Source organism: Streptococcus sp. F2 (assembly GCF_056500955.1).
In genome coordinates this window covers 32,305-53,370 of sequence record NZ_JBWKAI010000009.1, presented here as the reverse complement: position 1 = coordinate 53,370, position 21,066 = coordinate 32,305, and the positions used below count along the sequence as shown (strand labels likewise).

Genomic DNA, 21,066 nt, shown 5'->3' with positions numbered 1-21,066 from the left:
AAACGGAAAAACTGTAAAGCCCTTTGTTTATAAGTTTTTAAATTTTTTCAATAAAGTGATTAATTCTTTCTGTTCCGCTTCGGTTAAAACAGAGAAGGCTTGCTCCACACGCTTGATGTGTTTAGGAAGGGCGTCTTCAATTAAGGCTCTGCCTTGATCTGTCAACTCCACAAGATAAGCCCTTTTATCCTTGTCATCTTTGCAACGGCTAATCCACCCATTTCGCTCCATATTGCGCAAAACAACTGTCATGTTTCCTGAGGTTGCCAGCAAGGAGTCAATGAGGTTATTAATGCGCATGCTCCCTTTGGTATGTAAAACCTCTAACACACTAAACTGGGTAGGGGTCAAATTAGCATTCTTAAACACATCTGATCCAAAGGCATCTAAGGTGCGCTGAGCCTTACGAAAAACCACCATGGCTTTTAAGGCACTATTCTTATCTAGGTTACTCATTTCTCACTCCTCACTCAGTTATATGTCACTGATTAGTATTAACAATTTCTGATAAAAATAGGGAATGGGATATGATCCAAGAAATCAACTCTCTTGGTTTGGCACCCCAGCCCCTATTCACACATTTTTTCCTATTCTATCACAGAATCTTCTAAAAGAAAAGGTTTAGAAGAAATCATCAAATAGGCTTAATTGGTTGTCATCAGGCATATTGCCTAAAATACCCATGTCATCCATTTTTTCTACGAGCGTTGACGAGGCACCGCCTCGTTTACGCAGTTCCATTTTAGACAGGAATTCCCCTTCTTGACGAGCTTTCACGATTTGCTTCGCCACGTTTTCACCCAAACCTTCTAAGGCAACAAATGGTGGAATCAGCGTGTCCCCTTCGATTTGAAACTCTGTTGCTTTACTCTTATAAAGGTCTAGTTTTCCAAATTTAAAACCACGTTCCAGCATCTCATTCACGATCTCCAAGGTCGTAAAGAGATCATTTTCCACATTGGTGGCTTCATTATTTTTACGCTTGATACTGATATCTTCCATCCGAGCCTTGACGGCTTCTAAGCCACCACTCATGGTTTTTAATTCAAAGGCTTTAGCACGAATAGAGAAGTAAGCACAATAATACATAAGAGGATGATGCACCTTGAAGTAAGCTACCCGAAGGGCCATCAAAACATAAGCTGCCGCATGGGCTTTAGGGAACATGTACTTGATTTTTCCACACGATTCAATGTACCAGTCGGGCACATTATTTTCCCGCATGGCATCAATATAGCCATTACGTTCTTCCTCAGAAATTTTCAGCCAGAGACCCTTACGCACACGCTCCATAATGGTAAAGGCCATTTTCGGTTGCAAGCCAGCGTGCATGAGGTAAACCATGATGTCGTCACGACAACCGATAACGGTTTTTAGGGTCGCAATGCCTTCTTTAATCAAATCTTGTGCATTACCAAGCCAAACATCGGTTCCATGAGATAGTCCAGACAACTGCAGCAATTCTGCAAAAGTGGTTGGATGCGTTTCGTTAACCATGCCGCGAACAAAGTTGGTCCCAAATTCTGGAATGCCGAGCATGCCAGTTGGTGTTCCAATTTGTTCTGGAGTGACTCCTAAAACCTCTGTCCCAGAAAAGAGAGCCATAACACCTGGATCATCAGCGGGAATAGTAATAGGATCAATACCTGACAAGTCTTGAAGTTTACGAATCATGGTCGGATCATCATGCCCCAGAATATCAAGCTTCAAGACGTTCTCATCAATATCGTGGAAGTTAAAGTGAGTCGTCTGCCAAGAAGCTGTCACATCATCAGCGGGGTATTGTACTGGGGTAAAATCATACACGTCCATGTAATTAGGAATAACAACAATCCCTCCAGGGTGCTGCCCAGTTGTTCGTTTTACTCCGGCAGCCCCTGCTGCTAGACGATCCACCTCAGCATCACGATAGAACTTGCCATAGTCTCGTTCATAGCCTTTAACAAATCCATAGGCTGTTTTTTCTGCCACGGTACCTACGGTTCCAGCACGAAAAGCATACTCAGCACCAAAAATATCTCGAACATCTAAATGGGCACTCGGCTGATCATCACCAGAGAAGTTCAAATCAATATCGGGTACCTTATCCCCGTCAAATCCAAGGAAGGTCTCAAAGGGAATATCTTGGCCGTCTTTTTGATAAGGGGTGCCACATTTTGGACAAGGCTTATTAGGCAAATCATAGCCCGATCCGACTGAACCATCTGTGATAAATTCAGAATGTTGGCAGGACGGGCAAACGTAGTGAGGCGGCATAGGATTAACCTCAGTAATCCCAATCATGGTTGCCACAAAACTGGATCCAACAGATCCCCTAGAACCAACCAGATAGCCTCGCTCATTTGACCGATTAACAAGCATTTGTGACGCTAGGTAAATCACAGCAAAACCGTTCCCCAAGATAGAGGTTAGCTCTTTTTCAATTCGCAAATCGATAATATCTGGTAGAGGATTACCATAAATTTCAAACGCTTTTTGATAGGTTAATTCGGCAACCGTCTCTTCAGCCTTGTCGATATACGGGGTATAGAGGTCTCCCTTAACCACTTCTACTTCCTCAATACGGTCCGCCATATCCTGAGTATTTTGCACAACTACTTGATAAGCGAGGTCTTTTCCAAGAAAGGCAAACTCATCCAGCATTTCATTAGTTGTTCTAAAGTGCGCTTTAGGTAGGGGAGCAGGTTGGGCCCCTTCCCCACGGCCGATTGTTCTATTAATCATGGCACCCTGACCGAGACTACGCACAATAATTTCACGGTAAATCTCTTCTTCAGGCTCTAGATAATGCACATTCCCAGTGGCAAGAACGGGCTTATTAGCTCGTTTCCCTACTTCAATGAGGTCACAAATCACCTGCTCAATACCTGCTTGGTCTTTGATTAATTCACGGACAACCAATGGCTGGTAAATGGCTGGTGGCATGATTTCGATAAAATCATAATACTTAGCTAAATCAACCGCCGCATCAATTCCTTTAGTCAGAACGGCATCAAAAACTTCCCCATCCGAACAAGCTGTTCCTAGTAACAACCCCTCTCTGTGAGCATCTAAGACGGTTCTTGGAATACGAGGAACCCCTTCAAAATATTTGATATTGGAAAGGCTGACCAGCTTAAACATATTTTTAAGACCAACCTGATTTTGCACATAGATAGTCGCATGCTTAATCCGCGCTTTTTTGTAAGAATCCTCAGCTACCAAATCTGTATTGAGTTGCAAAAGATTTTTGATGCCATGCTTTTCTCTGGCATCTTTTAGAAAAATAAACAAAAGACGTCCTGTGGCTTCCGCGTCGTAATTGGCCATATGATGGTGGTCTAGACTCACTTGGAAACGCTTGGTGAGTGGTCCCAAACCGTGACGTTTGTATTCAGGATATAAATTTCTTGCGAATTCTAAGGTATCAATCACAGGCTGTGTGATTTTGGGCAAGTCATGGCGTTCATAATTGGCGTTCATAAAGCCCACGTCAAAACTGGCGTTGTGGGCAACCAAGATACTATCTTTGCAAAAGTCCTGAAAAGCTTTTAGGACGGTAACCAATGGCTTGGCGCCCTGCAAATGCTTATCGGTAATCCCTGTCAATTCGGTGGTAAAGGCAGAAAGAGGATGTCCAGGATCAATGAATTCATCAAACTGCTCTACAATATTTCCTTTAAACATTTTGGAAGCCGCAATCTGAATCAGGTCATTATTCATAGCAGATAGACCTGTGGTTTCCACGTCAAAGACCACATAGGTAGCTTCGTGCAAATCCATATCAACAGGATCATAAGAAATAGGCACCTTGTCCTCAACAATATTGGCTTCTAGACCAAAAATAGCCTTAATTCCAGCTTTGCGAGCCCTATGGTAGCCATGAGGAAAACTTTGCACATTAGCATGGTCGGTAATAGCAACCGCCTTGTGTCCCCACTTGGCTGCCGTATCAATCAAGCTTTCTACTGTCGGTAAGGCATCCATGGTAGACATATTGGTGTGGGCATGGAATTCGACCCGCTTTTGCCCTTCTGGCATCAGGTCTTTGCGCTCATGATGTACAATTTCTTTGACCTGCTGGACATTCATGGTGAGACTCTTCGTAAAAGGATTGGTCTCAATATTACCTTGTACCCGTAACCAAGCTCCCTTAGCAATCATGTCAAATTTACGGAGATCCTCATCGTCTTTAGCCCATTTTTGGAGAGCAAACGAGGAGGTATAGTCTGTCATTTTAAAGTTAATGATATGACGACCTGTCCTAGTGGTCTTGCGCTCCACATCAAAAACCATCCCCTCAAAGACAATTCGGTTTTCTTCGGTCTCAATCTCTATCATTGGTGTGATGGCTGCTTTTTCAAACCCTGCCTGACGCTGCGCCACGCGCTCTTTATAATCAAATTTAGGAGCAGGTGCTGCCTCCTCAGCCGGTGGCATCATGGCCTCAAGGGACTTTTGGGCTTCCAAATTATCCTGCACAGCCTTTTCCACAAGAGCCTGACGACTGGAAACAAAATCCTTGGTCAAATGCTCAGTCATCTCCTGATCTGACACCATATCAATGGTCAAGGTGCCAAAGCCAAAGGCTTCAAATTGTTTGACCAAATTAGGCAGATGATTTTTTCTAAAATGGTCATTATTAACAAAACGCGGCGCTGCAATAATGAGTTTGTCATTCTCATAAGTCACTTTGAGCTTTGAAAAAGAGGATTTAAAACTAGCTCCATTACAAGGTGCATGTTCAAAAGCTTCTTGGTAATAAGCTTGAAGCACATCATCTGAATAATCCACCTGAGCAGCCTGAATATCAAAGGTTACCTTAATGTCAGCCGCCTCAAAGGTTCGTATCAAACGATCATGCAATTCACGATAGGTCGCAATCGGTAAAATCTCCGCGAAAGCAAAATGAAATTCCCACAAGCGTGATACCGAATGCACCTTCACCTCGATAATATCAGCAGACGAAAAAGCACTTGAACGTCTCATGTCAAGCGGCATTTCTATCTGTTCCATCAATTTAACGAATAAGTCTGACATAGTTTACTCCCGATTTTCTTAGGCTCTATTTTATCACAATTAAAGATTATTTTCGAGTTTTAAAGGAGAAAGAAAAGGAAGGAAACTTGGTCTCCTCCCCTGTCCTCTCTGTTAACCTAATCAAGAAAATAGCGGAGTTGTGGCCACTTCTCTTTCCAGTTTTTCGCTACTAAACGCTTTTGATAAAGCAAAAGCCGCTCCTTATCTGATAGAAAATGAGGGGTCGGGTGGCATTCAAAAGCTAGGACATCAGCTAATCCATAAGGGGCAAACAATTCCAGCTGGTCATCAATCCGCCTAAGAGCAATAGCTGTGCATCGCTCAGGGTACTTTGAAATGGCATCACACGTTGATAAGTACGGTTCGGTATTAGGACAATGGCTGTGCATATAAGCTTGATTTCGAACTTCCCAACGATAATTTGGAAATTCTTTATTAAGGAAATCTTCGACAACCTGATTCGCTTCGTAAGGCAAACTAAGGTCAAAAAACACCACATCAATATCAGTATCTGCATCAAAACCAATACCATAGGCCAACTGGTTCCAGATGAAATTCCGAATAGTTCCTGCTGCTAACCAGGCATCCGTCAAAGGCAGACTTGTAATAATGGTTAAAATGGTCATCATATCCTTGTCTGCCGCTATTAATTCTTTGAAACGATTATCTGTCATAGGTGTAGTATATCAAAAAGAGGCTACTCTAAACAGGCAACCTCTTCATTTTTTACTGTTCTTTTGTCAAAATTTCAAGGGTTTCAATAAGGTTATCAGCAGTGACTTCGATGCTGTCTCCAGTTGCCTTGATTTTAATTTCCACGATACCATCAGCGGCTTTTTTACCAACAGTGACACGAATTGGCAAGCCAATCAAATCACTATCAGAGAATTTTGAACCAACACGTTCGTTACGGTCATCTGTCAAGACCTCATAGCCTTTAGCCATCAAGTCTGCTTCTAATGTCGCCGTTAGGTCTTGTGCTGCTTGGTCTTTGACGTTAACCGTAATCAAATGCACGTCAAACGGTGCCAATTCTTTAGGGAAGTTAATGCCCCAAGCATAACGGTAATCGCCTTTTGGTGTCTTGTTCACAAAGAGACGGGCATGCTGTTCAATGACAGCAGACAGGATACGGCTAACACCGATACCATAGCATCCCATGACAATTGGAACGGCTCTGCCATTCTCATCAAGAATTGTTGCTCCCATGCTATCTGAGTAGCGAGTGCCCAACTTGAAAATATGACCCACTTCGATACCGCGCGCAAACTGGAGAATACCATGACCATCCGGAGACATTTCTCCTTCTTTGACTTCACGAATATCAACATATTCAGCTTGGAAATCACGTCCTGGATTAACCCCTGTCAAATGGAAACCATCCTTGTTGGCTCCTGCAACGGCATTAGCAAGGTCTTGCACTTTGCGGTCAGCCACGATGCGGCTACCCTCTGTCAAGTTGACAGGTCCAAGTGAGCCAAAACCTGCGCCAAAGAAGGCACGTGCGTCATCTTCGCTAGCTGGCTCTAAGAAGTCTGCTCCAAGGTAATTTTTCAGTTTAACATCGTTAACTTGGTCATTACCCACTAACAAAGCAACAACAGGCTCATTGTCGGCCATGAAGAGCAAGGTTTTGATCGTTTGCGTTTCATCTACTGAAAGGAAGTCAGCCACCTCATCAATGGTCTTACAATTTGGTGTTTCCACTTCTGTCAAAGCATCCTCAGCAGCGACTTTTGATGACGGTTTGTATTCATTAGTTGCCATCTCGAGGTTGGCAGCGTAGCTTGATTCACTAGAGTAAGCGATAGTATCCTCACCAGAAATCATCCAAGCTGTCAATTCTGCTTTAATCTCTTCTAGAACCTCTTCTGGAATATCTGCGAGGCTTGGGATAGATTTGTCCAAGACCACCCAACGGTCAAGGTCTGTACGTTCTGGTGTAATAGCCATGAATTCTTGAGAATCCTTACCACCCATAGCACCACCATCTCCAATAATCCCTTTGAAGTCTAGACCTGCTCTGGTAAAAATAGCTTCATAAGCTTGACGATAGTCTTCATAAGTCACATCCAAGTCGTCGTAATTTGGATGGAAACTATAGCCGTCTTTCATGATGAATTCACGGGTACGAAGCAAGCCATTACGAGGGCGTTTTTCGTCACGATATTTGGCTTGGATTTGGTAAAGGTTTAGTGGTAATTGCTTGTAAGATTTAACCGCGTCACGCACCAAGGTTGTAAAGGTTTCTTCATGAGTTGGACCCAAGATAAAGTCTGATTTGTCACGGTTTTTAAGCTTGTAAAGGTCGTCGCCGTAGGTCTCATAACGACCGGACTCACGCCAAAGGTCAGCTGTCAAAAGGGCTGGTGCTAACATCTCTACGGCACCAATTTTTTCAAACTCTTCGCGCATGATGGTCTTGAATTTCTCAATGGTACGGTTTGCCAATGGCAAATAAGCATAGATACCAGCGGAAACTTGGCGCACATAACCTGCACGCACCATAAGCGCGTGGCTAATTACTTGGGCGTCACTTGGCATTTCGCGCAAGGTTGGGATAAGCATTTTACTTTGTTTCATAAATTAGTACGTTTTGATACAAGGCCAGAGGCAACTGCTATTCCCAAAAGTTTGGGATTGCCTGCCAATCGGGCTATTCAATAGAAAATTGAATGTGTATTCCTTTCATTCTGTGGTAAGTCATTAAGCCGTATTTTCGGTCGGCTTTGAGTTTTCTTGTAACAGGTTACCTTTATTGAAGCGAGTCTCTTTAGAAGAAAGCTCGCATAATATCATTCCACGTCACGGCAATCATCAGTACAACCATGATGGCAACCCCAACAAGAGTGATATAGGTTTCTGTTTCTTGTTTCAAAGGTTTACGACGAATGGCTTCAATAATATTCATCAAGATTTTCCCACCGTCAAGGGCAGGGATTGGAATTAAGTTGAAAATTCCCAAGTTGATAGAGAGCATTGCCATAAGAGATAAGACAGAATCTAAGCCATTTTGGGCAGCCTGATTAGACATTTGGTACATGGCAACTGGACCACCTAGCTTATTTAAACTAAAGGCAGTGATCAGACCTTTCAAGGCGTTCAAAATAGCAAAAGCACCATTCCAAGCCAGTTCTAAACCGCCTAAAAGCTTATCAACAAAACCTGTTTTCAACCTTGCCTTCACACCTAGAGCATATTGATTGCCCTGTTTTTGAGGCTTAACAGCGACGGTTTTTAGGGTTTGACCTGATTTGTAAGTCACCTTAACCGTTTCTGAAGCACCTAGGTTGCGAGTAGACGCTTGGACCGCTTCGGTCAAATCTGCCCAATCCTTGACCTTATGACCATTGATAGTGACAATCCGGTCATTGTCGCGGATACCAGCTTTAGCAGCGGCACCATTTTCTTGCACACGGACCTGATTGCTACTAAAATCTGGCATACCACCTTGTAAAAAAACAAGGAGGATAAAAACCACAATCCCTAGAATAAAGTTATTCATAGGGCCAGCAAAGTTGGTGATTAAGCGGCCACCAATGCTAGCATTTTGGTATTGCACATCAAGCGGAGCGATTCGAATCTCAGTACCATCTTCTTCAACAATGGTCGCATTATGGTCAACAGCATAAGTCTTGGTCTCATCCAAAACCAAACCGGTGATACTAAGGTCATCTTCCAAATCATAGGAAGTGACATTCATGGGCAGGCTAGTGGGATCAATCTTACTTTGAGACAAGTTGATGCGCTTGACCAACCCTTGTTCATTTAGCGTCAAGCTAGCTGGTGTCCCAGTCTTGATTTCTGTCTTGTCATCTCCCCAACCAGCCATACGCACGTAACCACCCAAAGGCAAAATTCTCAAGGTGTAGAGAGTTCCTTCTTGGTCAACATGCGAAAAGATTTTGGGGCCCATACCAATGGCAAATTCTCTGACAAGAATCCCAGATTTTTTGGCAAAATAGAAATGCCCAAATTCATGGACAATGACTAAAATCCCAAAAATAATAATAAAGGTTATTATTCCTAACATAGAGTTCCTTTCAGTCTATTATTTCTATTGAGTCCTTGCTGTTCTCAGGCATTGCGTAAGTCACCCTTAAACGTGCAAAAACACTGTTGGCTATTGCTTAAAACAGTCCAAATAGATGCATGATGGGAAAAACAAAAATCATGGAGTCAAAGCGGTCCAAAATACCACCATGCCCCGGAATCAGTTTACCAGAATCCTTCACACCAAAATGTCGTTTAATGGCACTTTCAACCAAATCTCCAAATTGGGCAAAAATCGAAAAGAGCGCCACTAAAACCAACATGACCAAAAAGCGATGAGGCGCATAAACAGCACGATCAACTAGCATAAACACAAAGGAAACAAGGACTGCGCAGGCAATTCCGCCTAAACTCCCCTCAATTGTTTTATTGGGCGACACACTAGGCAATAGTTTGCGTTTACCAAACTGGCGACCAATCATATAGGCACCAATATCTGTTGCCCAAACGATAAATAAGGCTAACAAGACTTTATCAATTCCCGACATGCGTGCATTGACTAAATTTTGAAAACCAATTCCAACATAGAGACTGGCTGCAATAGGGAAGGAGGCATCTTCAAAAGAGTAAGCTCTATTATTTAAGACTGTTCCTGCTAAAAGGAAAAAGACTAAGAGCCCATACCCTGCAAAACTAGCGTCAATCGGCAAAAAGGTGAGGTAATGATCCATTGGAATCGTCAAGACAAAGGCTGCCAACATGGCAAATACCCCTTCAAACGAAAAGACTTCAAGCCTTCTCATCTTCAATAATTCTGACACGCCAATCATGGCTAAAATCCCCACAAATAATTGGAAGGGTAAACTTCCTATAATGAGAAAAGGTAGAAAAATAGCCGCTGCTACTCCTCCCCAGATAACACGTTCTTTCATAACTATCTCCTTTTAGACCTTGCCAAAACGACGTTGGCGGCGGTTATAATCCGCAATGGCCTTTAGTAGCTCTGTCTTTTTAAAATCAGGCCACAAGACTGGTGTGAAATAAAATTCACTGTAAGCTGACTGCCAAGGCAAGAAATTGCTCAAGCGCAACTCCCCACTGGTGCGAATAATCAAATCAGGATCACGGTAAAGATATGGCAAATGATCCGTCATCAGGTAATTAGCAATCAAATCTTCTGTAATGCCACCAGGATTTAACTTGGCGTCCAAGACGTCTTGGGCAATCAAACGAACAGCACTGGTAATTTCTGCACGACCACCATAATTGAGGGCAAAATTCAAAATCAAGCCAGTATTACGCTTTGTTTTATCAATGGCAGCATTTAGCGCTGTCAAGGTGTCTGCAGGCAGGCGATGAGTTTCTCCAATCATTTGCACCTTAACATTATTTTTATGTAAGGTTGGCACGTATTTGTCAAAAAACTCTACTGGTAAATTCATAATAAAAGAGACTTCGTCCTGAGGACGAGACCAGTTTTCTGTCGAGAAGGCATAGACCGTCAAGACCTTGACACCTAAGTCTGAGGCGGCAATGGTCACGTCCTGCAAGGCATCCATTCCCGCTTTATGACCAAAGACTCTAGGCTTTAACCGTTTTTTTGCCCAGCGCCCATTGCCATCCATAATAATTCCAATGTGTTTTGGGATTTTATCCAAAACAACTTTTTTTGATTTCGCTTTTAATCCAAACATGTTTTTTCCTTATTGATAAGCATACTTATCTCATATTCTATCATATTTCGCCCCGTTTGGCTCGCTTTTTATTACTAGGTGTCATCTGCCTGTCAAGCATCTGACCAATAACTGACATTTTTTGATGCCTTTGTCAAAAAAGATGATAACGGTAGCTATCCTATTTCCTCAAAAAAGCGGTGCAAAAGAAAAAGCTTGGAAATTTCCCTCCAAACTTTTAGTCTCTTTAGTTGCTTTCAATAGCACTTTCAGTGTCATCTGTCGCTTCAACTGCAGGCTCATCAACCACTACTACCTCATCTGCCTCAACAGGTGTAAGATCGGTAGTTGCTTTGGTGACAATACGTTTGATAGCAGACAATTCAAAGGTTAGGAAAACCCCATCCACATCTAAAACGATTTTTTTAGCCGCTGAATCAACTTCGTCAACAATAGCAAACATGCCACCGATTGTGACTACTTCATCACCTTTTTCAATCGCGTTCAATTGATTTTGGCGCTCTTGTGCTTGTTTCTTTTGTTGGCGTTGCATAAACCAAATCAAGGCAAGCATCACCACAAACATTAAAATTGTTGGAAATCCCATAATGTCTCCTTTTTATTCTATAAAAGTCATGTCTTACTATAACAAAAATAGAAGCGTATAGCAAGGCAAGACCTTATTTTCTGACAGAGAAAGTCAGGTCATAACCCTACTCTTTCGTCGTCAAAAAAGTCAGGATCTCACTTTCTGTCAAACTGGAATCACAAATGGCTCTCACTTGACCACTGTGAATCACCAACAAGGCTGGGACAGTCGCTAAGTGATACTCTTGACGAAAGGCTTGAAGGGCTTCGGCATCAATGGGATTTTCACTATTAACAAAGAACACCTTCTTCTGATGATCCTCAGCAACTTGAGCCAGTTTTGGAGCAAAAAGGCGGCAAAAAGGACAGGTTGAACGCCCTAAAAACACAATCATATCTTTGCCATTCTCGATGGCTTGTTTTACCTCACCGATTTCCACCGTTGTAAACTGAGCTATGGTTTCTTCAAAAGTCATTGCTAATCTCCTTTGTCTTGGTCTTGTCCCTTATCATACACCAAAGCAGTGGCTTTCTCAACTCATTACGCCTTGAAAGGGTTACCATTTTCTTTTATAATAAAATTAAGGTAATACGACTCTCTTTGCGCCCTCACAGAAAGGAACTTAGCCAAATGTTAGCACAGTTTAGACCCCTTATCAATCGCTATGCCAAACCCTATCTTGTCTTAGTTTGCCTGCTATGGCTGGCCATGTTTTTTGTTAGATGGGATACAATGGTTTTGGGTTATAACCTTTACTTTTTAGTGATGCAAAAAGGGTTTCTCATCCTCGGTATCCTGACTATTTTGATGGGAGCCATCAGCAAGCGTTGGGGGCTCATCTTATTTGGCTTACTCTTTTGTGGTGCGTTTTGGATCAATCTTTTTATTGTCTTTGGCATCTTGCCCGTATTTGGCAATTAATATCATTAGGCTAGAGCTAGATCAACTCCTCTCATAGGAAAGTTGACCCAGCTCTTTTTTGACGCTCAAAAAATCATCACAGCACAGCCATTTTATTAAAATGCTCAAAAAAACAGAACCTGATATCTATCAGATTCTGTTAGCGACGATGGTTAGTCTTTTTGACGCTTAGTAAAGAGCCCAAAAACTGCTACTAGCATCGTCATCCCAGTTACCAATAACCCTTTTGAAGTCATTTCGCCTGTTTGAGGAAGGCTAGCTTGTTGAGGTTTCTGGTCTAGTGTCATCAAAGGACTTGCCTTAGAAACAGCCGTTGACACTGGCCTTACTGTCTGTTCAGACGTTGCTTGCTGCGTTTGGCTTGGTGCCTCCACTGGGCCTGCTGCCACTTTCAAGACAATAGCAGTCAAGCCATCGATAGTCAAGCCATCTTTGGTAAACTGAATGCCTTTAGGGTTAGCAATCGCGCTAGTTCCAGCCTGCTGTGCATCCACAAGCACCTGTGCTCCTAGCAAATGGCGGTACCTGTCTGGTAAGACCACGGTGCGCGCTTTACTGTCCGCATTGACAAAAACAGCGTAGCGATCCCCATTGGAAGCAATGGTTTGGTAACCAATAATCAAGTCATCTTTTTGAATATCTCCTTGACCAGCTTGGGTAATTAAGGTCACATCACGGTTGACATCTGCCATACTTGCTTTTCTGAAAGCATCGCTTGAGCGACGAAGGGCAATTAAGCCCTTGGTGTAAGCCTGTGTTTGGTAGCTGATTGGATTCGCTTGACCATCTGTAGCCTTTGCCCAGTCAAAATGATTGACCGCATCAGACGAATCATAAGAATCGTGGATGAAATAAGGGTATTCTGCTACGGCATCAATCAGGGTCGCCTTATTTGGCACCTTGTCATCAGCAACCTTTGTTTTGTAGTCAGGATTTAAAAGGTGTTTGGTCCGTCCATATTCCTGACCAGAATGGATAAAGGCAGTCCCTTGAGCGGTTAAAATCAAGGTGTTTCCTAAACGTATACGCTTGTGAATCTCTTCTTCGGCAACTTTAGGATCCTTATTAATAGATTTGGCAATAACATCATGTAAGGTCAGATTGTCATGGGCTGCAATATACTGAACCAAATCTCCTGGGGCATCCGCTTCAAAATTACCAGGTTGTGCTTTGATTGTTTTGAATAAACCTTCTAGATTTTTTGCGCCACCGGTAATAAAGGCCGCTGTGCCTTCATTAGGAAAACCTGATTTGAGGGTGTTTCGAATATCATCTGAGAAGACCCCAACCGTATTAGTTGCCTTCATCCAGTCTTGGTCGGCTGCTGTTTCTTTTTTCCCTTCATCACCTTGGTAGGTACGCCAGCCTTCACCAATCATAATGGCATTAGGGTTAATGGCCTTAGCTGCTTTGAAAGCTTGCTCAATGGCTGCCGCATCATGGTCACCCATCATGTCAAAACGGAACCCATCTACCTTGAATTCACGGGTTAAATAAGTGATCGAATCCACCAAGATACGACGGCTCATGGCATGTGTCGTTCCTAGACGACCTCCACCAAAGCTTTCTCTTGCTGTACCATCAGCATTCATAAAGTGATAATAGTGAGGTTCCAAATCTTCAAATAGATAAGTTCTAGCGGTGTGGTTATAAACCACATCTAAAATAATCCCCATGCCACGTTTATGAATCTCATTGACAAGGTTTTTAAGCTCTGCGATACGTAAAGCAGGGTCGTTAGGATTTGCCGAATACATGCCAGAAAGGGCAAAGTAGTGTTGTGGGTCATAACCCCAGTTGTAATTATTATCTGAAGACGTATAAGCTGTTGAGCGGCTCTTGTCCAGCTCATTGACATAAAAATAACTCAAAACTGGCAACAGCTGAACGTGGGTAACTCCTAACTCTTTGAGGTAATCCAGTTTCTCTACAAAAGCAGCAAATGTGCCAAACTCATTCCTTAATTTACCATCGAGGCTTGGGTCTGAGGTGAAATCTCGCACGTGAGCTTCGTAGATAATGGCATCTTCGCGTTTGGTAAAATGATCAATCTTAGCAAAATCAAGGTCATTCGGGCCAGCGAGACTTGGGTTGACAAAGGCAGCCTTAGCGGTTTTAATCTGGTCAGTGGCGGTCGCATTATTCCACGCGGCTAGAGATTTGGCGTAAGGATCCAAAACCATGACTTTTTCCTGACCGCGCGTGATTTCATAGAGGTAATAGTAGCCTGTGTAATCACTAATGTCCTTGATACTGTCAGAAGTCAGATGGGCTCTCCAAACACCCTTGTCTGACTTGGTCAAATCAGCTTGACCAACCACTCTTGTCTGGTCTTGTTTATCGTAAACGACAACCTTAACACTGTCAGCACTTGGAGACCATAAAGCTAAGTTAACTGAACCATCTTCAGCTAGACTAGCCCCAAGTTCGCCATCGTAAGCATAGAGGTTATCTTTTAGTTGCCAAGATTGGCGAGCGACTTGGCTAACCTCTCCAAAGGTCACCGTATAGTCTGCACCAGCTACGTTAAAGTCCCCTTTGAGAATCACCACAGGATTGTCCTTGTCAAAAGTAAGATCATCAATGGTAACTGCTTTACCGTCTTTATCAGTCACTTTGGTGGCTTTTAGAACATCTGCCTGATCCAGTCCTTCTAGGGTGGTAAAAGTTGCTCTTAGCTCCCTCAATTCAGTTTGCTCAGCTCCTTTGAGACTAACCTGATCAATATAATAAGAGTTGTTGTAAACCTTAGGATCCGTGTCTTTAACAAAAATCTGAGTGTGATTGTTTAGGTCTTTGAAAAGGTAGTCCTTAGGTTGAACTTTGATGGCATCGCCGGACTTGTTCTTATCTAAGATTAGGAAACCAATCTCCTTGGCACCTTCTTTTAGAGGCACATCCACATAAGCACCATAAGGCCCTTTATTGACCAAATCAAGTCCATTTGGCCAATCAGTTGATGGGTTTTGCACTTCTTTAAATAACCAAACAGCTAGATGATCGTAGTTGCCAGCTTCATTGTGGTAATTAATCCGGATGTAGCCTTTTTGAAGCGGCTCATAGGTATGAATCTTGTAGGTTTCATCTGCCCAAGCTTCATTCATTTCTGGCGTTAACAACTGGAAGTGCTGGTCTTTTGAAAGGTTTTCCCCACCCTTGTTGTTGATAAGGTAAGAGATTTGCTTCCGTTGTTTCTCTGCTAATTTGACATCAAGGTAATAGCCATAATCATCTTTTTTAGCGGTTGCTAGCGGAATGGCACCATTTGGCCAATCTTTTGAAGGCTGGTCCACATCATCCCATACCCAAAGGCCCAAACTATCAAGTGACTGGTCTTTTGGCAATGCTTTTAAATGCAGCCGCAAATGATCATCCGCAATCGCTGGAGCTGTTGCTGCCGCATCCGTCACAAGCGGCTTAGCTGGCTCGCCGGTTTGGTCAGTTTGGGAAGCACCTGATTGATTAGTTGACAGATGAGGTTCGGTCGGTTGACTTGAATCACCGACCGCTTCCGTCCTTTTCTCAGAACTTTCTGGAGTTAGGCCAACGCTTGCATTGACCGCTTCACTAACAACTGAATCAGCTTGTTCTGTTGCCTGCTTCTCAGGCTCTACCTGAGTCAGCATGACCCCAGTTTCTGGGCTACTTTCTTGTGCCAGAACTTGTGGACTGTAAAGTAAGATACTAGCCGCAGTTGTTACGGATACAACACCTATGCTCAACTTTTTGATGGCATATTTGTACTGTTTAGACCCTTGTGTGACTCTCTTTGTCATAAGACCTCCCTATTGGTAAAAGATTCTAACAAGCTTATCTTAACACATTATGCAAACGCTTGCAATATCAAATAAAAGCTTTTCTTGCTAGCGAGTAAACAGATATTTGCTTTCTAAAAATACCTTAGAAGACCCAAAAAGCCAACCGGAATTCCTCCAGTTGGCTGTTAATGTCACAACAATAGGTTAGACTGACAGCTTCACACAAAAAGCTCCCTAAAACGTATTGAAGCAATCAGAGATTTGCTCGAATAAACTTAAGTATAAATAAAAGAAGACTAAATTTGTTAACAAAAGCAGCTAGCTTATCATTAGCAAAATTCTTATGGAATCCTTCAACTATAGGCAGTCTTCTCTTCAAATGACTGCTCCCTCTATTTATAACTGATAATCTGAAATCTTTTTTAAAAAACTTCGCTTCTCTTCTAGAAATCATTTAAAATCATAGCGTGAGCAGAGTCTATGTTAAACTCGGATAAAGAAATAGATGTTTTTTGACCCGATTGGCTATCATATACAATCAAATAATCAGAAAAAAGGAAATAATATGACCTGTCATTTTTAACAAAAAATGGAGGAGAATAGTCCTTTCCTTTAGGCATTTCGTGACGAATGGTTTGTTCATCATGGGTGGATAAATTGTGAGTCGTCCACGGGAAGTTTGTGTTGTAAAACCCATCATTTTCTATCACCAGCTGATTAGTGCTCTCCTGATAATCAATCGATTTAGGATACTTTACCGATGAGGTGAGATAGTCTTTTTCTCTTGACTCCAAATCAAAAACCATGATCCGATTTCCTGACTTAGGTTCGCCATTAGGTAAACGGCCAGCAAATGTTTCTGGAAGGTAAAGTTTGTGGCCCACATTAACCATTCTTAGATAAGCAGAGGTATCTTCTAAATCTATTGTTTCAATAAGATTAAACGTTTTATCCATCTTCCAAAGACTGGTCCCCGGTTTCTGCGTGTTTTTATTAACATAACTCACCAATAAGTAAAGATAATCATCGATGATTAAAAATTGGTTACTGGCATTTAAAGACTCCTGGTTAGGTATTTTTTTATGCAGGACCTTGTTCAGATGGTTATCAAACTTATAAAAATCTATTCTATCAGTAAAGACTGCAGTTGTATAAAAATACTGGTTATCCGCTATAGAGGCATAAACATCATTTCCAGGAGCAGGCCTAATAACTTCTGTTAATGTTTTTTTATCTATCTTTTCGAGATAAACATTTAAACCAGTTCCTTCTAGCGTTTTTGTCACATATTGATTGCCCAAAGCTTTAAAACTTTCCTTATCAAACATTTTAGTTTCTGTTCTCTTAATGGTCTCAACAGGCTTTAAGCTATTACCTGAAATCATGAAGGTTGTAATCTGATTCTGGTCAAAAATAGCCAATTGATACGGCTTGCTTGCCTTTCTCTGATGACATGACGTTAACGTCAAAAGAGCTACTGCTACTACTAAAATCTGACATAAGCTATTTATTTTTTTCATTTTTATTTCTCTTTTCTTGAAACCCATAAGTTTTCATAGGAAGTCGGGCGTACTCCTACTCTCCTATTCTCCTATTTCACTAACTCCCTCTACGATACAAATAGCATTGTTCTAGTCATTTAAGAAAAGGATGGCACAACCAGTTTTTGAAAACGATTTCTAACCAAATATTAACATGCCCATCCTTTAAAAGCAATAACATTAGCGATACACTTGTCTTTTATAACCTATTTCTTATTGGTAATGACGATTATCCTGATATCCTTGTCTGTCAAAACTGCTCTATCTTTTTACTTAAATCTAAAAGGACTGAGACCTGTATAGTACAGAACTCAGTCCTTCCTCTCATATCGTCCCTAACTTTTGACAGCCAAGTCACATTAAGAATGGTTAATTGTTAGCATTTCACACAAAAAGCATCCCAAGGTTGTAGGTGCTTGGTTTCTAACACTTTATCCACATCTGTATTGGTGATGATTACTTCTGCACCTGTTAAATCTTTGGCAAAGACTTGCTCTTGGTCAGACACATTGACAACAATCACATACGTCTCTTCTCCAAATTGTCGTTGGTAGGCAAACACTTTGTCAGCTGTTGGCAAGAGGTGATAATCCGCTTCAACTAGCCAGTCTTGCTCCTTACGCAAGGCGATTAGTTGTTGGTAGGTGTAAAAAATGGAATCCTGGTTAGCAAGGGCATCAGCCACATTAATCTCCTGATAATTAGGATTGACCGGCAACCAAGTTTCTTGGGCTTCAGAAAAGCCAGCATGTGTGTCCTTAGACCACTGCATTGGCGTTCTGGCGTTGTCTCGTCCCACCTTGCGAATACTACTCATCACACGCGCAGCTGATACCCCATTCTCCATAGCTTCCTTAGCATAGTTGAGTGATTCAATATCATCAACCTCAGTTAAGCCTTTAAAAGGATAGTTGGTCATGCCAATCTCTTCCCCTTGGTAAATGTAAGGAGTGCCTCGCATCAAATGAAGCAAAATAGCCAAAGCTTTGGCAGACTTTTCACGATAGGTACTGTCATTGCCCCAAATAGACAAAACCCGTGGCAAGTCATGGTTATTCCAAAAAAGTGAATTCCAGCCTTCTCCCAACTTCAATTCTGTCTGCCACTTGCTGAAAATGGTTTTAAGGGCAGGAACATCCAGTTCTTCCGCATAATCCCACTTAGGAGCGTTTGGTTTGTGTTGCAAGCCCACATGCTCAAATTGGAAGACCATGGATAACTCTTTGTTCTCAGGGCGAGAATACTGGCGAGCAATTTCAGGCGTTGCCCCCCAAGTCTCACCGACAGTCATCACGTCATGATTTCCAAAGGTTGCTTGATTCATTTCCTTGAGGTAATCGTGTAAGCGCGGCCCGTTACCCGTGATTTCCGAATCTGGAATCTTGCCAATCAGGTCAATCACATCCATTCGGAAACCACCGATGCCCTTGGCAATCCAGAAATTCATCATGTCGTAAATTTTTTGGCGCAGCTGAGCATTTTCCCAGTTCAAATCAGGCTGTTTCTTGCTAAACAAATGCAAGTAATATTGTCCTGATGCCTCATCCAATTCCCAAGCAGATCCTGAAAAAATAGACATGAGGTTGTTTGGCTCATCACGCCAAATATAGTAATCACGCTCAGGACTATTGGGATTTTCTCTAGCTTCAACAAACCAGGCATGCTCGTCAGAGGTGTGGTTGACCACCAAGTCCATGATAATCTTAATGCCGCGCTCATTAGCTGCTGCTAAGAGGTCATCCATGTCGTCCATGTTCCCAAAAACTTCTGCAATGGCTTCATAGTCAGAGATGTCGTAGCCATTGTCATCCATGGGTGATTGGTAAACTGGTGATAACCAAATGGCTGTAATGCCAAGTTTTTGCAGGTAATCCAACTGACTGGTAATACCTTTCAAATCGCCAATCCCATTGCCACTAGTGTCTTTAAACGATCTTGGGTAAATTTGATAAATTGTTGCCTTATGCCACCATTGTTTTTGCATTGTCATTCTCTTTTCTAATCAGTAAGAACACAAAATCCTCAAAAGACCTTTGAGGATTTTGCTATATTCTAGGAGGTCTATTTAACGAATAGCTTGTTCTGTATCAAGGTCAAAGAAATGACCTTTTGCCACATTGAAGGTCAAGCTAACTTGCTCACCTGGGCTATGGAAATCACGCGCATCTACACGAGAAGCAAACTCTGTTTGGCCAAGTTTCACATAAAGCATGGTTTCAGAACCAAGCAACTCAGATACCAAGACTTCTGCAGTCACATTTGCATTTGGATAAGTGTCATGCACGATTTGGTTGCTTGAAATGTCTTCTGGACGAATACCAAAAGTGACTTTTTTACCTTTATAACCAGCCGCTTCAAGCATTTTTGCTTGTCCCTCTGGAATAGCAATGTCAAGGCCATCTTCGCTCACGATGCGGCCATCTTTAACCTCCACTTCAAAGAAGTTCATGGCAGGGCTTCCGATAAAGCCAGCAACGAATTTATTAGCTGGAAGGTTGTACAATTCTTGTGGTGAACCCACTTGTTCAATTTTACCGATGGTTCCGTTTCCTTGAGGGTTTTTAGTAGCACTCATGATAACGATACGGTCTGCCAAAGTCATGGCTTCAGTTTGGTCATGGGTAACGTAAATAGTTGTTGAGCCGATACGACGGTGAATTTTAGCAATTTCAGCACGCATGGACACACGAAGCTTCGCATCCAAGTTTGACAAAGGCTCGTCCATCAAGAACACTTTAGCATCACGGACAATAGCACGTCCCATGGCAACACGTTGGCGTTGTCCTCCAGAAAGGTCAGCAGGTTTACGTTCCAAGAATTCGGTCAAACCAAGAATTTCCGCAGCTTCTTTCACACGACGGTCAATGTCATCTTTTTTATATTTACGTAGTTTAAGGCCAAAAGCCATGTTATCATACACGGTCATGTGTGGGTAAAGGGCGTAGTTTTGGAATACCATGGCAATATCACGGTCTTTAGGAGACTTGTCATTCACTACTTCGCCATCAATTTTCAATTCCCCTTCAGAAATATCTTCAAGACCAGCGATCATACGAAGCGTTGTTGATTTACCACATCCTGACGGCCCAACAAAGACGATAAATTCTTTGTCTTTAATGTCCAAGTCAAAGTCCTCAACGGCATAATGCGTTGTGTTTGGATATTTTTTATAGATGTGATTTAGATTTAATTCAACCATGTGTAACTCCTATTGGGCCAGCAAGATTTCTAGCTGACTGCAAGGCTAGAAACCGCTGACATCTTTTATTTGATGCATTTATTATAACAAAGATAGCGTTTTCAAAATACAGGCAAAGCATCCAAATTTCTTTGGGCACCTTGCACAATAGCAGGGCTAGTCCAGTCGTGAGGAATAATAAAACAAGAAACTCATGTTGAAACACAGGCCATTCACAGGAAATAAAACAAGCTTCACTGTCTATTGTTCTCCTTATCAGCTTCAGTCAAGGCATCAAAAAAGGAAGCCAGGTGCCTTCCCAGGTTGTAGACAAAGTACCTCTAAGAAAAGTTGTGTACAATGTCATCACAAAATAGTATCACTTTTTTTGTAT

14 protein-coding genes are annotated in these 21,066 nt (G+C 42.1%); 1 reads left to right on the top strand and 13 read right to left on the bottom strand.

Annotated elements, in window-relative coordinates:
- Positions 1–27: 27 nt before the first annotated feature.
- The 9 genes from ACYTR8_RS04490 to ACYTR8_RS04450 form a co-directional block, all read right to left on the bottom strand.
- A complete protein-coding gene (locus ACYTR8_RS04490) occupies positions 28–456 on the bottom strand; it encodes a MarR family winged helix-turn-helix transcriptional regulator (protein ID WP_003057923.1) in 429 nt (142 codons plus the stop codon).
- Between the two features lie 165 nt (positions 457–621).
- Positions 622–5,019: a PolC-type DNA polymerase III gene (locus ACYTR8_RS04485; protein WP_479641739.1), complete on the bottom strand. Its 4,398-nt coding sequence runs from the start codon at positions 5,017–5,019 to the stop codon at positions 622–624.
- 116 nt (positions 5,020–5,135) lie between these two features.
- Positions 5,136–5,693: a nucleotidyltransferase family protein gene (locus ACYTR8_RS04480; protein WP_479641738.1), complete on the bottom strand. Its 558-nt coding sequence runs from the start codon at positions 5,691–5,693 to the stop codon at positions 5,136–5,138.
- Positions 5,694–5,745: 52 nt separating this feature from the next.
- Positions 5,746–7,602, bottom strand: a complete 1,857-nt coding sequence (locus ACYTR8_RS04475; RefSeq protein WP_479641737.1) for a proline--tRNA ligase — start codon at positions 7,600–7,602, stop codon at positions 5,746–5,748.
- A gap of 190 nt (positions 7,603–7,792) precedes the next feature.
- On the bottom strand, positions 7,793–9,052 hold the full coding sequence (rseP, locus tag ACYTR8_RS04470; RefSeq protein WP_048327552.1) for an RIP metalloprotease RseP: 1,260 nt from the start codon (positions 9,050–9,052) through the stop codon (positions 7,793–7,795).
- Positions 9,053–9,149: 97 nt separating this feature from the next.
- The gene (locus ACYTR8_RS04465; RefSeq protein WP_111715014.1) at positions 9,150–9,944 is read right to left on the bottom strand and encodes a phosphatidate cytidylyltransferase; all 795 of its coding nucleotides are present in this window, start codon (positions 9,942–9,944) and stop codon (positions 9,150–9,152) included.
- A 12-nt stretch (positions 9,945–9,956) separates the two neighbouring features.
- The gene (locus ACYTR8_RS04460; RefSeq protein ID WP_479641736.1) at positions 9,957–10,706 is read right to left on the bottom strand and encodes an isoprenyl transferase; all 750 of its coding nucleotides are present in this window, start codon (positions 10,704–10,706) and stop codon (positions 9,957–9,959) included.
- A gap of 226 nt (positions 10,707–10,932) precedes the next feature.
- Positions 10,933–11,292 (bottom strand): preprotein translocase subunit YajC, encoded by a 360-nt coding sequence (gene yajC / locus ACYTR8_RS04455; RefSeq protein ID WP_003049492.1) that lies wholly within the window; start codon positions 11,290–11,292, stop codon positions 10,933–10,935.
- Between the two features lie 106 nt (positions 11,293–11,398).
- Entirely contained in the window at positions 11,399–11,749 is a 351-nt protein-coding gene (locus ACYTR8_RS04450; protein ID WP_479641735.1) for a thioredoxin family protein, read from the bottom strand.
- Between the two features lie 155 nt (positions 11,750–11,904).
- Between ACYTR8_RS04450 and ACYTR8_RS04445 the strand changes: the two genes are divergently transcribed.
- Positions 11,905–12,195, top strand: coding sequence for a hypothetical protein (locus ACYTR8_RS04445; protein ID WP_003057858.1), 291 nt, complete (start codon positions 11,905–11,907; stop codon positions 12,193–12,195).
- Positions 12,196–12,347: 152 nt separating this feature from the next.
- Here the strand turns inward: ACYTR8_RS04445 and ACYTR8_RS04440 are convergent, their stop codons facing one another.
- The 4 genes from ACYTR8_RS04440 to ACYTR8_RS04425 form a co-directional block, all read right to left on the bottom strand.
- Entirely contained in the window at positions 12,348–15,971 is a 3,624-nt protein-coding gene (locus ACYTR8_RS04440) for a pullulanase (RefSeq protein WP_479641734.1), read from the bottom strand.
- Between the two features lie 425 nt (positions 15,972–16,396).
- Positions 16,397–17,473 (bottom strand): hypothetical protein, encoded by a 1,077-nt coding sequence (locus ACYTR8_RS04435; RefSeq protein WP_443597354.1) that lies wholly within the window; start codon positions 17,471–17,473, stop codon positions 16,397–16,399.
- Positions 17,474–17,870: 397 nt separating this feature from the next.
- On the bottom strand, positions 17,871–19,478 hold the full coding sequence (gene dexB / locus ACYTR8_RS04430) for a glucan 1,6-alpha-glucosidase DexB (RefSeq protein WP_479641733.1): 1,608 nt from the start codon (positions 19,476–19,478) through the stop codon (positions 17,871–17,873).
- An 81-nt stretch (positions 19,479–19,559) separates the two neighbouring features.
- Positions 19,560–20,693 carry an ABC transporter ATP-binding protein gene (locus ACYTR8_RS04425; protein WP_111714999.1) on the bottom strand — a complete coding sequence of 378 codons (1,134 nt, stop codon included), beginning with the start codon at positions 20,691–20,693 and terminating at the stop codon, positions 19,560–19,562.
- Positions 20,694–21,066 lie beyond the last annotated feature (373 nt).